At 35.4% G+C, this 16667-nt stretch carries 14 protein-coding genes; 6 read left to right on the forward strand and 8 right to left on the reverse strand.

Annotated elements, in window-relative coordinates; translation table 11 throughout:
- Nucleotides 1-70 precede the first annotated feature (70 nt).
- Nucleotides 71-529: a D-aminoacyl-tRNA deacylase gene (gene dtd / locus FA045_RS03085; RefSeq protein ID WP_136874320.1), complete on the reverse strand. Its 459-nt coding sequence runs from the start codon at nt 527-529 to the stop codon at nt 71-73.
- Nucleotides 529-1449, reverse strand: coding sequence for a ribosome small subunit-dependent GTPase A (gene rsgA / locus FA045_RS03090; RefSeq protein ID WP_136874322.1), 921 nt, complete (start codon nt 1447-1449; stop codon nt 529-531). Before rsgA ends, dtd begins: the two co-directional genes overlap by 1 nt.
- Nucleotides 1450-2392: 943 nt before the next feature.
- On the opposite strand from rsgA, the gene thrA reads away from it, so the two are divergent.
- From thrA to thrC, 3 genes are all read left to right on the forward strand, one after another.
- Complete coding sequence (thrA, locus tag FA045_RS03095; protein WP_136874324.1) at nt 2393-4849, forward strand: bifunctional aspartate kinase/homoserine dehydrogenase I; 2457 nt, start codon at nt 2393-2395, stop codon at nt 4847-4849.
- Between the two features lie 100 nt (nt 4850-4949).
- Nucleotides 4950-5879, forward strand: coding sequence for a homoserine kinase (locus FA045_RS03100; RefSeq protein ID WP_136874326.1), 930 nt, complete (start codon nt 4950-4952; stop codon nt 5877-5879).
- A gap of 91 nt (nt 5880-5970) precedes the next feature.
- Nucleotides 5971-7266 (forward strand): threonine synthase, encoded by a 1296-nt coding sequence (gene thrC, locus FA045_RS03105; RefSeq protein ID WP_136874328.1) that lies wholly within the window; start codon nt 5971-5973, stop codon nt 7264-7266.
- Between the two features lie 304 nt (nt 7267-7570).
- Here thrC and FA045_RS03110 read toward each other — a convergent pair whose 3' ends face one another.
- Together FA045_RS03110 and FA045_RS03115 are read right to left on the reverse strand one after the other, a co-directional pair.
- A complete protein-coding gene (locus FA045_RS03110) occupies nt 7571-8164 on the reverse strand; it encodes a hypothetical protein (RefSeq protein WP_136874330.1) in 594 nt (197 codons plus the stop codon).
- A gap of 149 nt (nt 8165-8313) precedes the next feature.
- A complete protein-coding gene (locus FA045_RS03115; protein WP_136874332.1) occupies nt 8314-8691 on the reverse strand; it encodes a winged helix-turn-helix transcriptional regulator in 378 nt (125 codons plus the stop codon).
- Nucleotides 8692-8818: 127 nt separating this feature from the next.
- Here FA045_RS03115 and FA045_RS03120 point away from each other — a divergent pair, with 127 nt between their 5' ends.
- Entirely contained in the window at nt 8819-9766 is a 948-nt protein-coding gene (locus FA045_RS03120) for an NADP-dependent oxidoreductase (protein WP_136874334.1), read from the forward strand.
- 384 nt (nt 9767-10150) lie between these two features.
- On the opposite strand, the gene FA045_RS03125 is transcribed toward FA045_RS03120, so the two are convergent.
- Genes FA045_RS03125 through FA045_RS03135 form a run of 3 tightly spaced genes read right to left on the reverse strand, consistent with a single transcriptional unit; the run spans nt 10151 to nt 13129 of the window.
- Entirely contained in the window at nt 10151-11113 is a 963-nt protein-coding gene (locus FA045_RS03125) for an AAA family ATPase (RefSeq protein ID WP_136874336.1), read from the reverse strand.
- Nucleotides 11114-12478 carry a peptidylprolyl isomerase gene (locus tag FA045_RS03130; RefSeq protein ID WP_136874338.1) on the reverse strand — a complete coding sequence of 455 codons (1365 nt, stop codon included), beginning with the start codon at nt 12476-12478 and terminating at the stop codon, nt 11114-11116.
- Between the two features lie 60 nt (nt 12479-12538).
- Nucleotides 12539-13129 (reverse strand): hypothetical protein, encoded by a 591-nt coding sequence (locus tag FA045_RS03135; RefSeq protein WP_136874340.1) that lies wholly within the window; start codon nt 13127-13129, stop codon nt 12539-12541.
- Between the two features lie 104 nt (nt 13130-13233).
- On the opposite strand from FA045_RS03135, the gene FA045_RS03140 reads away from it, so the two are divergent.
- Entirely contained in the window at nt 13234-13845 is a 612-nt protein-coding gene (locus tag FA045_RS03140; protein ID WP_136874342.1) for a hypothetical protein, read from the forward strand.
- Nucleotides 13845-14423 carry a non-canonical purine NTP diphosphatase gene (locus FA045_RS03145; RefSeq protein ID WP_136874344.1) on the forward strand — a complete coding sequence of 193 codons (579 nt, stop codon included), beginning with the start codon at nt 13845-13847 and terminating at the stop codon, nt 14421-14423. The genes FA045_RS03140 and FA045_RS03145 overlap by 1 nt, the downstream gene beginning before the upstream one ends.
- Here FA045_RS03145 and FA045_RS03150 read toward each other — a convergent pair.
- Entirely contained in the window at nt 14420-16666 is a 2247-nt protein-coding gene (locus tag FA045_RS03150; RefSeq protein ID WP_225871249.1) for an OstA-like protein, read from the reverse strand. The two genes, FA045_RS03145 and FA045_RS03150, sit on opposite strands and share 4 nt — an antisense overlap.
- Nucleotide 16667 lies beyond the last annotated feature (1 nt).

Genomic DNA, 16667 nt, shown 5'->3' on the forward strand with positions numbered 1-16667 from the left:
TTGTGTTTTGAGTTTGTTGAGGCATGGTACTAACATTTCAGCTTTACAACATTTCAGCCTTTCAACTTATTTAATGGTTGTCTTTATCCTTCGTATCCATTACAATCGTAACCGGACCATCATTTAACAAGCTAATTTTCATATCAGCGCCAAAAATGCCGCATTGTATTTTTTTATTAAGCAAGGCTGATAATTGTTTAATCATTGCCTCGTATAAAGGAATAGCTCTATCTGGTCTTGCAGCTCTGGTAAAACCAGGTCTATTTCCCTTTTTGGTTGCCGCAAACAAAGTAAATTGACTAATCAATAAAATGTTGCCATCAATATCTGAAAGCGATTTATTCATCAAATCATTTTCATCGCCAAAAACCCGCATATTGGCAATTTTCTGAGCCAACCATTCTAAATCTTCAGTTGTATCGGCGTCTTCAATTCCTAAAAGGACTAAAAATCCATTTCCAATTTCTCCGGTAATTTTTTCATCTACTTTGCAACTCGCATGTGTTACTCTTTGTAAAACTGCTCTCATTACGCCCTAGTATCATTATTATGAAAAATGCTTAAATAACTTTCATACCTGCTCACTTCAATTTCACCTTCTTCAACAGCTTTAATAACTGCACAACCCGGTTCATTTACGTGTCTGCAATTATTAAAACGGCATTGGTTTAAACGCTCACGCATCTCTACAAAATAATGGCTCAATTCTTCGGGTTTAATATCAAAAACGCCTAATTCTCTAATGCCTGGAGTGTCTATTAAGTAGCCTCCAAAAGGTAAAGTGTGCATTTCGGCAAAAGTGGTGGTGTGTTGCCCTTTGTCGCTCCAATCAGATATTTCGCCAGTTTTAATCTCAAAACCTGGCAATAAAGCATTAATTAAACTCGATTTTCCTACACCAGAGTGGCCAGAAAATAAAGTTGTTTGATCTTTTAGCAAAGCTTTTATTTGATCGATATTTGTGCCTTTTAGTGCCGAAACTTCATAACACGGATAACCAATTTTCTCGTAAATGGATTTGTATTCTGCTAAAATTTCTAAACCTTGTGCACTAAATAAATCGAGTTTATTAAAAATTAAACAAGTAGGTATGCTGTAGGCTTCAGAGGTTACTAAAAAACGATCGATAAAACCTAATGAGGTACGTGGAGAAGCCAAAGTAACAATCAAAAAAGCTTGATCTAAATTAGCAGCAATAATTTGAGCTTGTTTGCTCAAGTTAATCGATTTGCGGATGATGTAATTTTTTCTATCCTGCAACGTGTCTATTACACCAGTTTCGGCATTTGGCTCTAACTCAAAACCTACTTTATCGCCCACTGCAATTGGGTTTGTAGTCTGAATACCCTGTATTCTAAACTTTCCCTTAATGCGGCAATCGTAGTTTTTGCCATCTTCGGCGTAAACTTGGTACCAGCTTCCTGTAGATTTAATGACTAATCCTTGCATAAAGCACAAATGTAAATAAAATGTTGAGCGTACCGAAATCCCGACCATTCAGGATAGGATGTAAGATGGATTATTTTGAAAAGCAATTGCAGTTTTTCAATTTATGGATAGTCCTGCCATTCGTTTCAATCTTTTACCCCTAAATCTCCGCCGCGGCGGAGATTTGGTAAAAGGATTTCCACTGCTGTCAGGTTTAGAGAAAAAAAGCTGTGTAAGAAACTAAAAAATTATTGTCCCTCAATTCCCCTCATTATGATCATTCGGTTACAGATGGATGATGTAAATGTTATTTGGTTGATGCGTTGGCGGGGACGCCAACGGAAGAGTTCTCATGTTGAGGTACCCGCCAACTTACCAATAATTCTTATCTATCGGCTGGCGTCTCACCTGCCGAAACCTTTGATTTTATTTAAAAAATAAACTGGTCGGTGAGACACCGACCAGTAGTATGACTTTTGTTTTTGCGCCTTGGTTCGTGTCTCTACGAACCGATTAAAACTTCTTAATTTGGCGATTTGTAAAGCAAACTTCAATAGTAGCACAAACCTTTCATCGCTAAACCCGATGGCACGAAAAGCCTCCGATTCTTCATCGGAGCTTGTAGGAACAGCGGGACAGAACCAATCCGATAAGTTCTACAGTACCTTTTCAAATCATTATTAAAAATTAATTGGCTTTCTGTTGCAAATATCGCAATGACTAAACCGTTTTAATAAAAAATTAAAATTAATTTTAAATAATACTTGACATTGTAAAAAATAATTACCTACTTAGCGGTGTAGAAAATACACTAACGAAAATGATTTTAAACAACACAATTATTACCATTATTACATCAACAACAGGCCAAAGCCTGATGGGGAAACGCTAGTGGTATAATTGAAACACAACATACAAAGCGCTCCCGAGAAAATCGGGAGCGCTTTTTTTTTAACCAAACAACATGAATATTTTAAAATTTGGCGGTACATCAGTTGGTTCAGTAGAAAGTATCAGCGCTTTGTTAAGCATCTTGGCAAAGGAAAATCAGCAACAAGAAAAACCTGTAGTGGTTTTGTCGGCAATGAGTGGAGTAACCAATTTGCTTACATCGATGGCAGAAAAAGCTGCCTTGGGCGAAAACTATAATGAAGAGCTTTTAGCAATTGAGTTGCGCCATTTCGAAGTAATTAGAGCTTTGTTACCAGCTTCGGCACAAAACCCGGTTTTAACAAAGTTGAAATTGTATTTCAACGAGTTAGAAGAGCTGTTACAAGCGATTTACAATTTAAAAGAGCTGAGTTTGCAGGCCAAGGATTTGGTATTAAGTTATGGCGAACGCTGCTCTACTTTTATGGTAAGTCATATTGCAAAACAACAATTTACAGATGCCGTTTTTGCCGACGCTACCCAATTTATTAAAACAGACAGCAATTTTGGGCAGGCTAGGGTAAACACCCAACTGACTGATTTTTTGGTTAAAGATTTTTACGCTAATAATGCAGGTAAAATGCTTTTTGTAACTGGTTTTATTGCCAGTAACGAAGCCAATCGTGTAACCACTTTGGGTAGAGGTGGCAGTGATTATACTGCTGCAATTTTAGGTTCGGCATTAAATGCCAATGAAATCCAAATTTGGACTGATGTAAACGGTATGATGACTGCCGACCCAAGGATTGTAAAAAAGGCTTTTCCGTTAGAAGAGTTGAGTTATATTGAGGCAATGGAGTTATCATATTTTGGTGCTAAAGTGATTTATCCACCAACAATGACACCGGCTTTTTTAAAGCAAATACCAATTGTAATTAAAAACACTTTTGATGCCGATTTTGAAGGAACTTACATCCGTCATGGCGCAAAACCATCGGCTTTGCCTATCAAAGGAATTTCTTCAATAGATGAAATTAGCATTATCAATTTAGCTGGTAGTGGCATGGTTGGTAAGGCAGGTTTTAGCGGAAAATTATTCTCTTTATTATCGCGTGAGCAAATTAACGTGGTTTTGATAACCCAATCATCATCTGAGCATAGCATTACATTTGCTGTAAAACCAGCTGATGCAGTTAAGGCAGTTAACCTTATATCTAAAGAGTTTGATTTAGAATTACAGGCCAATAAATTACAAAAACCAGAAATCGAAAATGGCTTAGCTGTTTTGGCTATTGTAGGCGAAAACATGAAACGTACACCTGGTATTTCTGGAAAATTGTTTCATGCTTTAGGTAGAAATGGTGTAAATGTACACGCCATAGCACAAGGTTCATCAGAATACAATATCTCGGTAATTATTGCTAAAGAAGATTTATCGAAAGCGGTTAACGCAGTGCATGATGCTTTTTATACCGACTTGAATAAAACCTTACATATTTTTTGTTTAGGAACAGGAAACATCGGTAAAACTTTATTTAAACAATTGCAGGTTCAAATGCCATTTTTGGCTAAAAACAACGATTTGCAGGTAAAAGTAATGGGTATCAGCAATACTCGAAAAATGCTCTTATCGCCCAATGGCATAGCTTTAGAAAATTGGGAAGAAACTTTAGATGCGCAAGGCGAAGCGGCAGATTTGGAAGATTTTGTAGCGCAAATGAAAGCGATGAATTTACCAAACTGTGTGTTTGTAGATAACACGGCTAGTCCGCAACCTGTACCTTTTTACCAAGGAATTTTTGAAGCTAGTATTTCTGTTGTTACTTGTAATAAAATTGGTAACTCGGCAAGTTTTGCGCAATACGAAACCTTTAAAAATACAGCTCGCAAGTTTGGGGTCGATTTTTACTACGAAACCAATGTTGGTGCCGGTTTGCCAATCATCAGAACTTTAAAAGATTTAATGATGAGTGGAGATAAAGTAGCAAGAATTGAAGCAATTTTATCAGGAACGATCTCATACATTTTTAATCATTTTAAAGGCGATGTTGCTTTTCATGAGGTAGTAAAAGAGGCGCAAGATTTAGGTTACACCGAACCAGATCCTCGTGATGATTTGAATGGCAAAGATTTTATGCGCAAAATGTTAATCTTGGCTCGTGATGCAGGTTATGCTTTTGAAGAGTCTGATGTGAGCATTCAAAATATGTTGCCCGATGCTTGTTTGCAAGCCCCAACTGTAGAAGAGTTTTACAAACAATTAGAACTAAATGCTGATTATTTTACCAAGTTGAAACAAGACGCTGAAGCAAGCAAAAAAGTACTGAGGTACATCGGCAAACTAGAAGATGGCAAAGCTTCAATTACCCTACAAATGGTAGATGAAAATCATCCTTTCTATATGCTTTCTGGTAGCGATAATATTATTTCTTTTACTACTGATAGATATAAAGCAAGACCATTAGTAGTTAAAGGGCCAGGAGCTGGCGCAGAAGTTACCGCTGCGGGAGTTTTTGCAGATATTATTAATGTTGGAGGCGAGAAAGCTTAAAGACTAAAGCTAAAAGACCAAAGAAATATTACAGTTTAAAAAATGATGAGATGGTAATGTGGTTCTCAAATCTCACATCTAACTTCTCAAATCTAATAAAATGAAAGAAATAAAAGTTTTCGCTCCTGCCACCGTTGCCAACGTAGTTTGTGGATTTGATGTTTTAGGTTTTGCTGTTAACGAACCTGGCGATGAGGTTGTGATGCGATTGGTTGATGAACCAGGAGTTCGTCTGTTAAAAATTACTGGCGATGATGGTCGTTTGCCATTAGATTCTGCAAAAAATACAGTTAGTGCAAGTGTGCAACATTACCTTAAACATTTAAATAGGGAAGACGTTGGCGTAGAAATAGAGCTGCATAAAAAAATGCCAATCGGCAGCGGATTAGGATCTAGCTCAGCAAGTACAGTTGCAGGTTTGTATGCCATTAACCGATTGATGGGTAATTTATTAACCGCCAAAGAATTAGTGCCTTTTGCCATGAAAGGCGAAGAACTGGCTTGTGGTTATGGCCATGCAGATAATGTTGCACCAGCTTTAATGGGTGGATTTGTGTTAATACGCAGTTATGATCCATTAGATATCATCGCTTTGCCAACGCCCGAAAATTTGTTTGCAGCTATTGTTTTTCCTGATGTTGAAGTGCCTACAAAAGATGCTCGACAAATGATCCGCTCAAAGGTTTTATTAAAAGATGCAGTTACCCAATGGGGAAATGTAGCAGGTTTAGTAAGTGGATTATTTTTAAATGATATCGACTTGGTTGGCAGAAGTATGAAAGATGTTTTAGTAGAGCCAACCCGCTCTATTTTAATCCCAGGTTTTGAAACTTTAAGAGAACTTGCCATGGAAAACGGCGCAGTAGGTTTCGGAATTTCTGGTTCTGGTCCATCTGTTTTTGCTTTAGCTAAAGATGAAGTAACTGCCAGAAAAATAACCGATGCACAACAAAAACACTTAACCAAATTAAATATTAACAGTAACGCTTACGTTTCTTCGGTTAACGCCGAAGGGCCACGAGTAATGTAATTAAGGTTGAAGGCTGAGGGTATAAGGTTGAGGGATAAAGCGCCCAAAATCTTCCAACCTTCCAACCTTCCAACCTTCCAACCTTTTAAAAATGAAACTATACTCAACCAACAATAAAGATTTACGTGTTTCTTTTCAAGAAGCCGTTTTTAACAGTATGCCGCAAGATAAAGGTTTGTATATGCCTTTAGAAATTCCTCAATTAGATCAGGAGTTTATTAAAAATATCGAGAAATATTCTTTGACAGAGATTGCTTATCAAATTGCATCAACTTTGTTAAAAGATGAAATACCAGCGGCCGATTTAAAGGCTTTGGTAGAAGATGCGGCAAACTTTGATGCGCCTGTTGTAAAACTGAATGATGATACCTTTGTTTTAGAGCTATTCCATGGACCAAGTTTAGCTTTTAAAGATTTCGGCGCTCGTTTCATGAGCCGTGTAATGGCTTACTTTTTAAAAGATGGCGAACAATTATTAGATGTATTGGTAGCAACTTCTGGTGATACTGGTGGTGCTGTTGCCTTAGGCTTTTTAGGTGTGCCCAACACCAGAGTAACTATTCTTTTCCCAAAGGGAAAGGTAAGTGAAGTACAACGTTTACAATTAACAACCAATGGGCAAAATATTAGGGCAATTGCTGTTGATGGCACTTTTGATGATTGCCAGGCTTTAGTTAAACAAGCTTTTGCTGATGAAGAGTTGAATGCTAAATTTAGGTTAACCTCTGCCAATTCGATCAACATTGCAAGGTTAATTCCGCAGACTTTTTATTACTTTAATGCTTATGCACAGCTGAAAAGAAAGGGTTATAAAGATATTGTGTTTTCAGTTCCTAGCGGAAATTTTGGAAACATTGGCGCTGGTTTATTGGCATACAAAATGGGCTTGCCAGTTCATCAATTTATTGCGGCAACCAATGCCAACGATACGGTGCCTCGCTTTTTAGAAAGCGGAATTTATGAAACAAAACCATCGGTGCAAACTTATGCTAATGCGATGGATGTTGGTGCGCCAAGCAATTGGGTACGGATCATGAATTTGTTTGAGGAAGATAGAGCAACGGTACAAAAATTAGTAAAAGCCTATCGTTTTACGGATGAAGAAACCTTAGCAGGAATAAAAGAAATTTTCGAAAAGTTCGATTATGTGGCTTGTCCGCATACAGCCATTGCTTACTTGGCAACTAAAGCTTTTGCAGAAAAAGATGTAGCTAAAGTGTTTTTATCAACCGCTCATGCTTGTAAGTTTCCAGAGGTTTTTCCGGTAGATATTTTAGCAAAGATTGAAATGCCAGCTCAAGTAGAAGCCTTGAGAAATAATCCAGAAATATATGATGAATTGGGTAATGATTTTGAAGATTTTAAAGGGTATTTGTTGGGGAGATAAATGTCATTTCGAACGAGGTATGGGAAGTCTTGCAAGTATTCCACGTTGTATTAGTTTGAAGAGGCTGTGTCAGAAATAAAAATTAAATTTGGTGTTTCGACATGCTCAGCTTCCCGAAGTAAATTCGGGACACGTGACTGGGCATCGTAATGCGCTTAATGGGAGAGGATAATTTAACCTCTTATAGCATTACGATTCCCGTTTTTCCCGAAAAAGTCGGGACAGGCTACGGGACGACCGCACAAAATATTATTCTGCTTTTCAATCTTTAAAATCAATTCTGATACAGCCTGTAAAAGGGAATTTATAATTTTTCAGTTAATTCTTTCGGTAAAATTTTCTCCAAAATGAATTTTTGTTTTGGTTCAACAACCACAAATTTCCAATCAGACGTTCCATTTTCTGAAATTCCAAATGCATTTTTGATTGAATGAATTTCATAAAATTTAGTTTTTTCATTAAATTTTAAGTTTCCAGAACCAAAAGTTTTTTCCAAGGCTAATTTTATTAAATTTTCATTTAGCTTTCTACGATCTTCATCTTCGCTTTCCTCAGCGTTATTAAATTTCATTTTGATGTCATACGAATAGGTAATTTTAGAGTAATAATTTTCCTCAATTTTTTTAAGTTTACCGTATTCAATATCTTTTGGTTTGTCAGCCTTAAATTCCAAGTCAGGATTATTATAAACTTGTTTCATTAATAATACCATTTGATTTTTTGGAATAATTTCAAAGAATTTAGGAAGCATAAAATTCATTGCTTTTTCAAATTCTTGTTTTAAAATCAAGTCATTATATTCAATGAAATCTTTGTTTAGATTTTCTTTATAATTTTCGTCTGTTTGTCCGAATGTAAATTTTGAAACTAAAAGCAATAAAATAAGAATTCTTTTCATTCGTAAGTTTTTTAATAATTGATGATAACGGTTTGGGTATTGGCGAAGGTGGGGATTAAAAAGCACTAAAGTTCAAATTTAGCACAAAAGTTAATAGAAAGTACAAATACTCAATTTAGTATTAAAGCCCCACTTTTGCCAAACCCATGTTAGCGGTTCGTTGTTTTTTTATTAGTTTCTGATTTTATTTCTTTTGCTCTTTGTTTGTCTCCCCAAAGTTTCAAATGATTGATAAATGGGATTAATTCTGAACCTACTGAAGTTAAGGAATATTCAACTTTTGGTGGAACTTCGTGAAATACTTTTCTTGAAATTAACTCGTCATCTTCTAATTCTCTTAAAGTTTGCGTCAGCATTTTAGGTGTAACATCTGATAATGTTTTTTTTAATTCACCATATCGTAAAATATTTTTATTGCTCAAATTCCATAATATTCTGCCTTTATATTTTCCGCCAATTCTTTTAAAAGCATAATCTACGGAGCAAGTTATATCAGAACAAGTATCATATTTATTTATTTTTGGCATTTTTCAATTTTTAAAATGTTGATAATCAATATTAGTATGTTTTTAGTATGTATAGTACTTTAATGTGCGTACTTGTTGCAAAGGTACTATTATTTTAGTTTTGCATCTCGTTAAATAAAATAAATAAATGAAAGCAATAATTTTAAAAGAAGTTGGCTCTGTTGATAATCTAAAATTTGAAGATATTCCACAGCCAAAAATTAAAAGCAATGAAGTGTTGGTAAAAATAATTTCATTAAGTATTAATCCTGTCGATTATAAAGCAAGGGCAAATAGTGGGTCATTAACTTGGCTATTTGGAGAAGAAAGACCTGTTATTTTAGGTTGGGATTTGTCGGGTACAATTGTTGAAATTGGAGACAATGTAACTGAATTCAAAATTGGTGATGCCGTTTTTGGAATGGCTAATTTTCCCGGGAAAGGAAATGCTTATGCTGAATATGTAGCCGTTCCTGCAACGCATTTAGCTTTGAAGCCAACAAATATCTCTTATCAAGAAGCAGCATCGGCAACTCTTGCCGCACTTACTGCTTGGCAAACCTTGGTAAAAAAAGGTAAAGTGAAAAAAAGCGATAAAGTTTTAATTCACGGAGCATCAGGCGGTGTAGGACATTATGCAACTCAAATTGCTAAATATCTTGGTGCTTATGTTATTGGCACTTCATCGGCAAAAAACAAAGAATTTGTTTTACAAAATGGTGCAGATAAACATATAGATTACACAACTGAAAATTTTTCGGATATTGTTTCTGACGCTGATTTTGTATTGGATACACTTGCAGGAGATATTATTTCCAAATCAATAGATGTTACCAAAAGTGGTGGAATAATTGTTACAATTCCGTCAGGGAATATTCCAAATGAAGATATTGATAAAGCAAAATCAAAAGGAGTCGATTTGTCATTTGTACTTGTTGAGTCATCGGGTACTGATATGTTTCAAATTGCACAATTAATGGAAAAAGGAATACTAAAATCTCACGTTTCCGAAACCTTTTCTTTTGACGAGATGAGAGATGCTCATCTTTATTTAGAAAAAGGTAGAACTGTCGGTAAAATTGCTATAAATATCTAAGTTTAGTCTAACGCTGATATTTTACTGGATGTCTGCGTTAGATTTTAGTTGATGTACTTTCTGCGGTTCGGTACAATGACCGCTAATTAACGCTTTGCGCTACTTATCCATTTTTAAACGTTTATAAACGAATATACCCATTTAATTCCGGTTAATAAATTTTAAAGCGCTATGCAATTCTGCATTTTAGCACAGCACTCCATTATCTAAACCTGATGGTAATGGAAATCCCTAGATTTTTCATCTGGGATTGTAATGTACAGCAGGGATAACATTAAATGGAATGCGGAAATTGCTTTTCTGGAAAATTATTTATGAAATAGCACTTCGATTACACTCAAGGATGACAATGCTTAAAAGGTAGGACGCTGTAAAGCAGCCGCCTTAAAACAAATCTTTAATGATTTGCTCAATACTTAAACCTTCGGCTTCTGCTCGGTAATTTCGAACTATACGATGGCGCAAAATAGGTTCTGCAACAGCTTGTACGTCTTCAATATCTGGCGCATATTTGCCCGAAATAGCAGCATGGCATTTGGCGCCTAAAACCAAAAACTGTGAAGCTCTTGGCCCTGCACCCCATGAAACATAATTGTTAATGGCTGCAGAGGCGTGTTCGGTATTCGGACGGGTTTTAGAAGCTAACTTAACTGCATATTCTAACACATGATCTGTTACTGGAATATTTCTGATTAGCTTTTGAAAGTATTGGATTTCATCTGCATTGATTATTTTCTGCAGGTTTACTGTGTTATTGCTTGTGGTATTTTTCACAATCGTTAACTCATCGGCAAATGCCGGATAATTTAACTGGATATTGAACATGAAACGGTCTAATTGCGCTTCAGGTAGAGGATAAGTTCCCTCCTGCTCAATAGGGTTTTGGGTAGCCAAAACAAAAAAGGGTTGTGGTAGTTGATGTGTATAACCAGCTGCGGTAACCGCTTTTTCTTGCATGGCCTCTAACAAAGCGGCCTGCGTTTTTGGTGGCGTACGGTTAATCTCGTCGGCCAAAATTATGTTAGAAAATATTGGGCCTTTAATAAATTTAAAGTGACGGTCTTCGCCTAAAATTTCGGCACCGATAATATCGCTCGGCATTAAATCTGGTGTAAACTGTATGCGGTTAAAGTTTAAATCTAACACATTCGCAACAGTTTGCACCAAAAGTGTTTTTGCTAAACCAGGTACGCCAACCAATAAACAATGCCCATTGCTAAAAATAGCAATTAGTACAGATTTGATGATTTCATCCTGCCCAATTACCACTTTGCCAATTTCGGCTTTAATGGTTTTAAAAGATTGTTGCAGCGCGTTTACGGCTTCTACCTCGTTTGTAAATTGCATTTATTTTTTATTTTCTTTACTGGCCCAAAGCTTAAGCTCTTCGCAAGTTAAAAATTCTTCGTCAACTCTAATGTAAGTAGTTTCTTTGCGTTTTTCAAACCACTCGCTAATTACCTTAGCTTCTTTTTCTTTTAATGCACTTTCTTTAAACTTAGGGTAATCTTGGTCTAAATTACCTTTGTGTGGTGGTATTTTAGATTTTAGCATGAAAATTTTATAACCTTCTTTACCATCTTGTTGACTAGTAAATGAAACTGGTTTAGATATGGCTCCAATTTTCATGGTATCTATAACCACAAATACCGATGGATCTAACTTCTCTACCGGAATAAAAGTTGTTCTGGCAGTTTGGTTATCTGAATACAACATCATACCACCGTTGTATTGTGTTTCTTTATTATCTGAGTAGGTAGCAGCAGCAGTAAAGAAGGGCAACTTTTTGCTCACAATATCATTATAAATACTATCCGCTTTTAGTTTTACTCTTTCTAAACTTGCTGGTGTGGTAACTGGTCTAACTAGAATATGACGGGCATGAACTTGTTCTCCACGGCGTTCTATTACTTGCAAAACATGGTAACCAAAATCTGTTTCGAATACTGGAGACATCTCGCCAGCTTTTAGTTTAAATGCCCAAGCAGTAAACTCCTTAGCCATTTGAGCTCTGTCAAAAAAGCCTAAATCGCCACCTTCAGATGCAGAACCTGGATCTTCTGAGTAAGTTTTCGCCAAAAATGAAAAGTCTTCTCCACTTTTAACACGTAATCTAATGGCGTCTAGCTTGTCGTAAAAACGTTGTTTTTCTGCTTTTGTAAGTTTTGGATATAAGGCAATTTCACCTACTTCTACCTCTGTACCGATATCTGGTAAGCTGTCTTTATTATAGGTTTCGAAATATTTTTTTACATCTAAAGGCGTAACGCTTGTGTTTTCATTAATCTTAGCCTGCATTTTTTGAGCAATTAAACCTTCTTTAATGTCAGGTCTCATTTCATCTTTATATTGCAATACAGATTTTTGTAAAAACTGCTCTAAGCGCTCTTGTCCGCCCATACGCTGAATTTGATAGCGCATTTTTTTATCTAATTCATCATCAACTTGGTTTTCTTCAACAATAATCGAATCGATTTCTGCTTGTTGTTTTAACAATTTCTGAATCAACATTTGTTGCAAAAAGTAGCATTTTGCATTGTTGTCTGGCGGATTACCTTGATTAAGGTAAATTGCGTATTGCTGATTTAAATCTGATAATAAGATGATGTTACTACCTACAACGGCAACAACTTTATCTAGATTAGGTTTTTGTGCATTTACATTTATAAACAGGCAAATTAAAGCGCCCGTTAATAATAAAAATTTCTTCATTCTATTTTTGTTCAATTGTATTTCTATTGCAAAGTTAATATTATTCGCTTAACAAAACCTTTAGAGCTTTGCTAGCTTTTTAAGCTCATCGGTATTTACTTTAACGCTATATTTTGCTCTTAAAGCTTTAATCCATTCTACTTCTAAGTATTGTTGATAATCGTTAATTACTAGTCCTCTAGCTTCGTAAAAACTTTTTCCGGCATATACCGAAGCATTTTGGTTGTAAAAATCTAAAAGTTTAGCTTCATTGTCTTGTACCTTACTCCAAATCTTTTTCTCAGAAATGTTAAACATTAAAACACCTTCGCGGTACTCGTTCATGATAAAATCATAAGCTTCGTTTTTGGGTGATTTTTTTTTCTGAACTTTTAAAGCGTTTTCGTATCCGTTAATTTCTTTTCTGTAGGCAGTATCTGCATCCAAGTCGCTTGCCTTTGCGTCTAAAACCTTCAATTTAAAATTGATGTACATTTCAAGATAGTCTGCAAGTTCTTGTTGGCTTGCATTGGTGTTACCGGCATGATTTTTTTTATACACCCACATAAACTCTTTGCTGCTGATAGATTTACCATTTACAGTGGCAACATTTTGCGCAAATGAATTGTAGTAAAAAAAACAAAAAGTAAAAATGCAACAGACTTTTCTCACAAAAGACAACAGCTATATAGTTTTAAAGGATAAAAGTAACAATTTAAGGTGCTATAATAAGATATTTAACTAATTTTAACAGAAAATAATTTCAATAAAAATTTATGAGCAGCCAACTTACAAGTAACGCTAAAGCTTTACGTTTATTTTTTACCGACGATGTTTATTTGGTGAAAAGTGAAATGCAAAATACTTTTGTAGAGCCTGTTAAGTTAAGTAGCTCTGCCCCACAACCTCCAGTTGTTGTTAAGCTTGTTGATGAAAAAATAGTTGTAAAACCTGTAGTTTTGCCAAATTTGGTTGAAGAGCCAAAACCATTACTTCAAAAAGCTACAACCTTTAAATTTTTAGGTAAAAACGAAAAGCAGATTTTGATATTGGTTAATGATAAACAAAATGAAGTAAGCAGCGAGCAGGGCAGAGAATTGTTGCGTAAATTGGTAAACGCAATTGCCTTAACTGCAAAAGATTTCGCATTGGTAAATTATGCAAATTATGAAACTGCAAAGTTTAATGATTTGCATCAGTTTTTTGGCAGTAAAATGGTATTGGCTTTTGGTGTGTTTCCAAATCAATTGGGATTAGATGAACAACCCTTTAATCAGTTTGTTGTGCACAATGGTTCGAAATTAATTTTCACTAAAAATTTACACGATTTAGATACCGATCCAACCAGTAAAAAATTACTGTGGGCAAGTTTACAGCAAATTAAATAATGGATAATCAATTGGTTTTTGCTACTAACAATGCGCATAAAACGCATGAAGTAAGTGAGATTTTAGCGCCTGAATACAAAGTTTTAAACCTAAAAGATATTGGCTGTGATGTTGATATACCAGAAACTGGAAACACTTTTGCCGAAAATGCAACTTTAAAAAGCAGTTATGTGGTGCAGCACTTTAATTTAGATTGTTTTGCAGACGACAGTGGTTTAGAAGTAGAAGCCTTAAATAATGAACCTGGAATATATTCGGCAAGATATAGCGGCGAAAGAGGTGATGCAGCAAATATGCAATTCTTGTTGCATAAAATGGAAGGGATAACCAATAGAAACGCCAAATTTAAAACGGTTATTTCTTTAATTAAAGATGGTGCCAACTATTTGTTTGAAGGTGTAATTTATGGTAAACTAAGAACAGAACCAATTGGTGATAAAGGCTTTGGATATGACCCGATATTTGAGCCAAATGGCTACGATATTACTTTTGCCCAAATGGACATGGAATTAAAAAACCAAATTAGCCATAGGGCATTGGCCATGCAAAAACTAATTGAGTTTTTAAAGACAACCTAGTTTACTCCGCCAGTTGTAGCTTTCTTTGTAGTGTCAGTTTTAATTAAAACTGGATTATTAGGCTGCACTTTTACCGAATCAGGTTTTTTAATTTCAGTGTTAACCTTTTTACCTGGCATTAATGGTTTAATTCCGCTTGGATCGTTACCAACCGATTTTGGATTTAAAACTTTTGGTGTAGTTGTTTTGCTTTTTGGCGCCACTTTTGGTTTTGCAGGTACACCTTTTATAATATCAGCTTTGCTGGTTGGTCTCAATTCTGGTTTCCAAATAAAACCAGTTAACAAAGTGTTTTTAGGTAATTTTTCAACAGGATCTGTTCTTCCTTCAATTTCCCTAAACATGGTTACCTTGGTAAGCTCTTTGTCTTTAAAGCTAAATTTTATTCGGCTACTTACCGTTTGGTTCATGTTTTTAAATACATTTTTTTCGTCCTTGTCAAAATAAATACTTTCGGCGTTGCCGTCTATAAACATATTCTGCAGTTCGCCATCTTTAAAAAAACCTGTTGTTATTCTACCTTTAGCTTGGTTAAACTTGGTGGTATCGGTTTCCATGTTGGCTGCAAAAGAGTTTTGTAAAACTTGGAAACTGTGAATTTTATCGTTTTTGAAAAATACATGGATTGTATCTCCGGTTTGTTGTGAGCCTTGCGACCACAATATTGGGTTGCTATACCATCTTAAAGTAGAATCTGCAGCAGTGTAAAATAGCGAATCTGAAACGGCTTGCAAATTAGATTTAAAAACCCTCACATTGTGAAAAGCCTTTATAACCCTTGTTCTTATCGTATCAGCAGGATTAAAAGCTACGCTATCTTTCGCCTTCACATTTAAAGCAGCTTTGGCTTTATTGCTAACAATTACTTTTGGATCTTTACTAGCAGCAGTTTTTGTTTTTGGATCAATCTTTAAACTATCTTTTTTAGCAGTGCTAATATTTATTTTTTTAGGTAAATCAATCGCTTTTTTCAAGCTATCCAATTTTATACTATCCGTTTTAACCTTTATGTCAGCAGCAAGAATTTTTACACTGTCGGTTAATATTTTTGGTGGCGGATTTTTCTTTAATTCAGCCGCTAGTGCGTCACCTGCTTTTTGTTCTTTTTTACTTAATTTCTTTTTGGGTTCTGGTGCTACAACCTGTTTTTTTTCTAACAATGTAGCTGCTGCAGCTTCTTTTCGAGCCTGGGCCTTCTCCTTTTCCTTGGCTTCTTTTTCTTTCTCATCTTCGGCGCCAATTTCGCTGTCTTTTTGTACAACAGGCTTTTTAAACAATTTTAAAGTTTTTTGTAAAGCCATTTGTGCTTCCAAGGTATCGGCACTTAGCCAAAGCGAATCTAATTTTTTCTTCCCGCCAACGGTAATCGTATCTTTTGTGCCCATACCAAAATAAGCTTTTTTGGTAACAACAACACGTTCATCAGTTTTGTAATATTCGCCTAATTGTCCGTATAAAACAGTTTTATCGGTGGTATCTTTAAAAACAATATTTTTAATTGCTTTTCCATAACCTGTTTTGCCATTGTAAACTAAACTATCTCCTTTTAAAGATTTTGTGCCTTGGGTGTAGAGGTTCTTTTTGCCGAAATAGGCATTTTCTGTTCTGGTATTGTAAGAACCATCTTCGGTGTATAAATTATCGTCTTTACCTTTAATGTTAGTTGGCCCATAAAAGTAAGTCCAATTGGTAAAGGTATTGTAACGCAGAGTATCTGATTTAATGGTGGTTTGTGGAGTTACAGCTACCACATTATATCTAAAGTAGGCATCTTTAGAGTTGGCAAAATAGTAACCACGTTTACTGGTTAGCGTTACATCCTTATTAACAATTTTACCGCCATTTACATAGGTGCCAATTTTTAAACCCATGTCGTAATCCAGCACATTTGTGGTTAATGTAGATGTTAAATCTTTCATCACTACATTGCTATTTAAGTGTGCTAACTTTTTATTACCATCGTAATTTAAAAAATCACTGTAAATATTTACGGTATCACCTTGGTTAATGTGAACGTTTTTATAGGCTTCAAAATAATTCCGCTCTTTGTAAAAAACTGCACTGTCACAAGTAAGGGTTGCATTATCTTGCCTAAATACGGGGTTTTTAACATAGTTGATATTCGTTTTCGTATCAACAGTTAATTTGGTAGATCGCTCCAATATAATTTTTGTTCGCTGTTCTTGCGCAAACAAAATACTCGGAAACAGTAATAAAAGAAAGAAAAAGCGTAATTTCTGCACT

The sequence above is a fragment of the Pedobacter cryotolerans genome (genome assembly GCF_005116475.1).
GTDB lineage: Bacteria > Bacteroidota > Bacteroidia > Sphingobacteriales > Sphingobacteriaceae > Pedobacter > Pedobacter cryotolerans.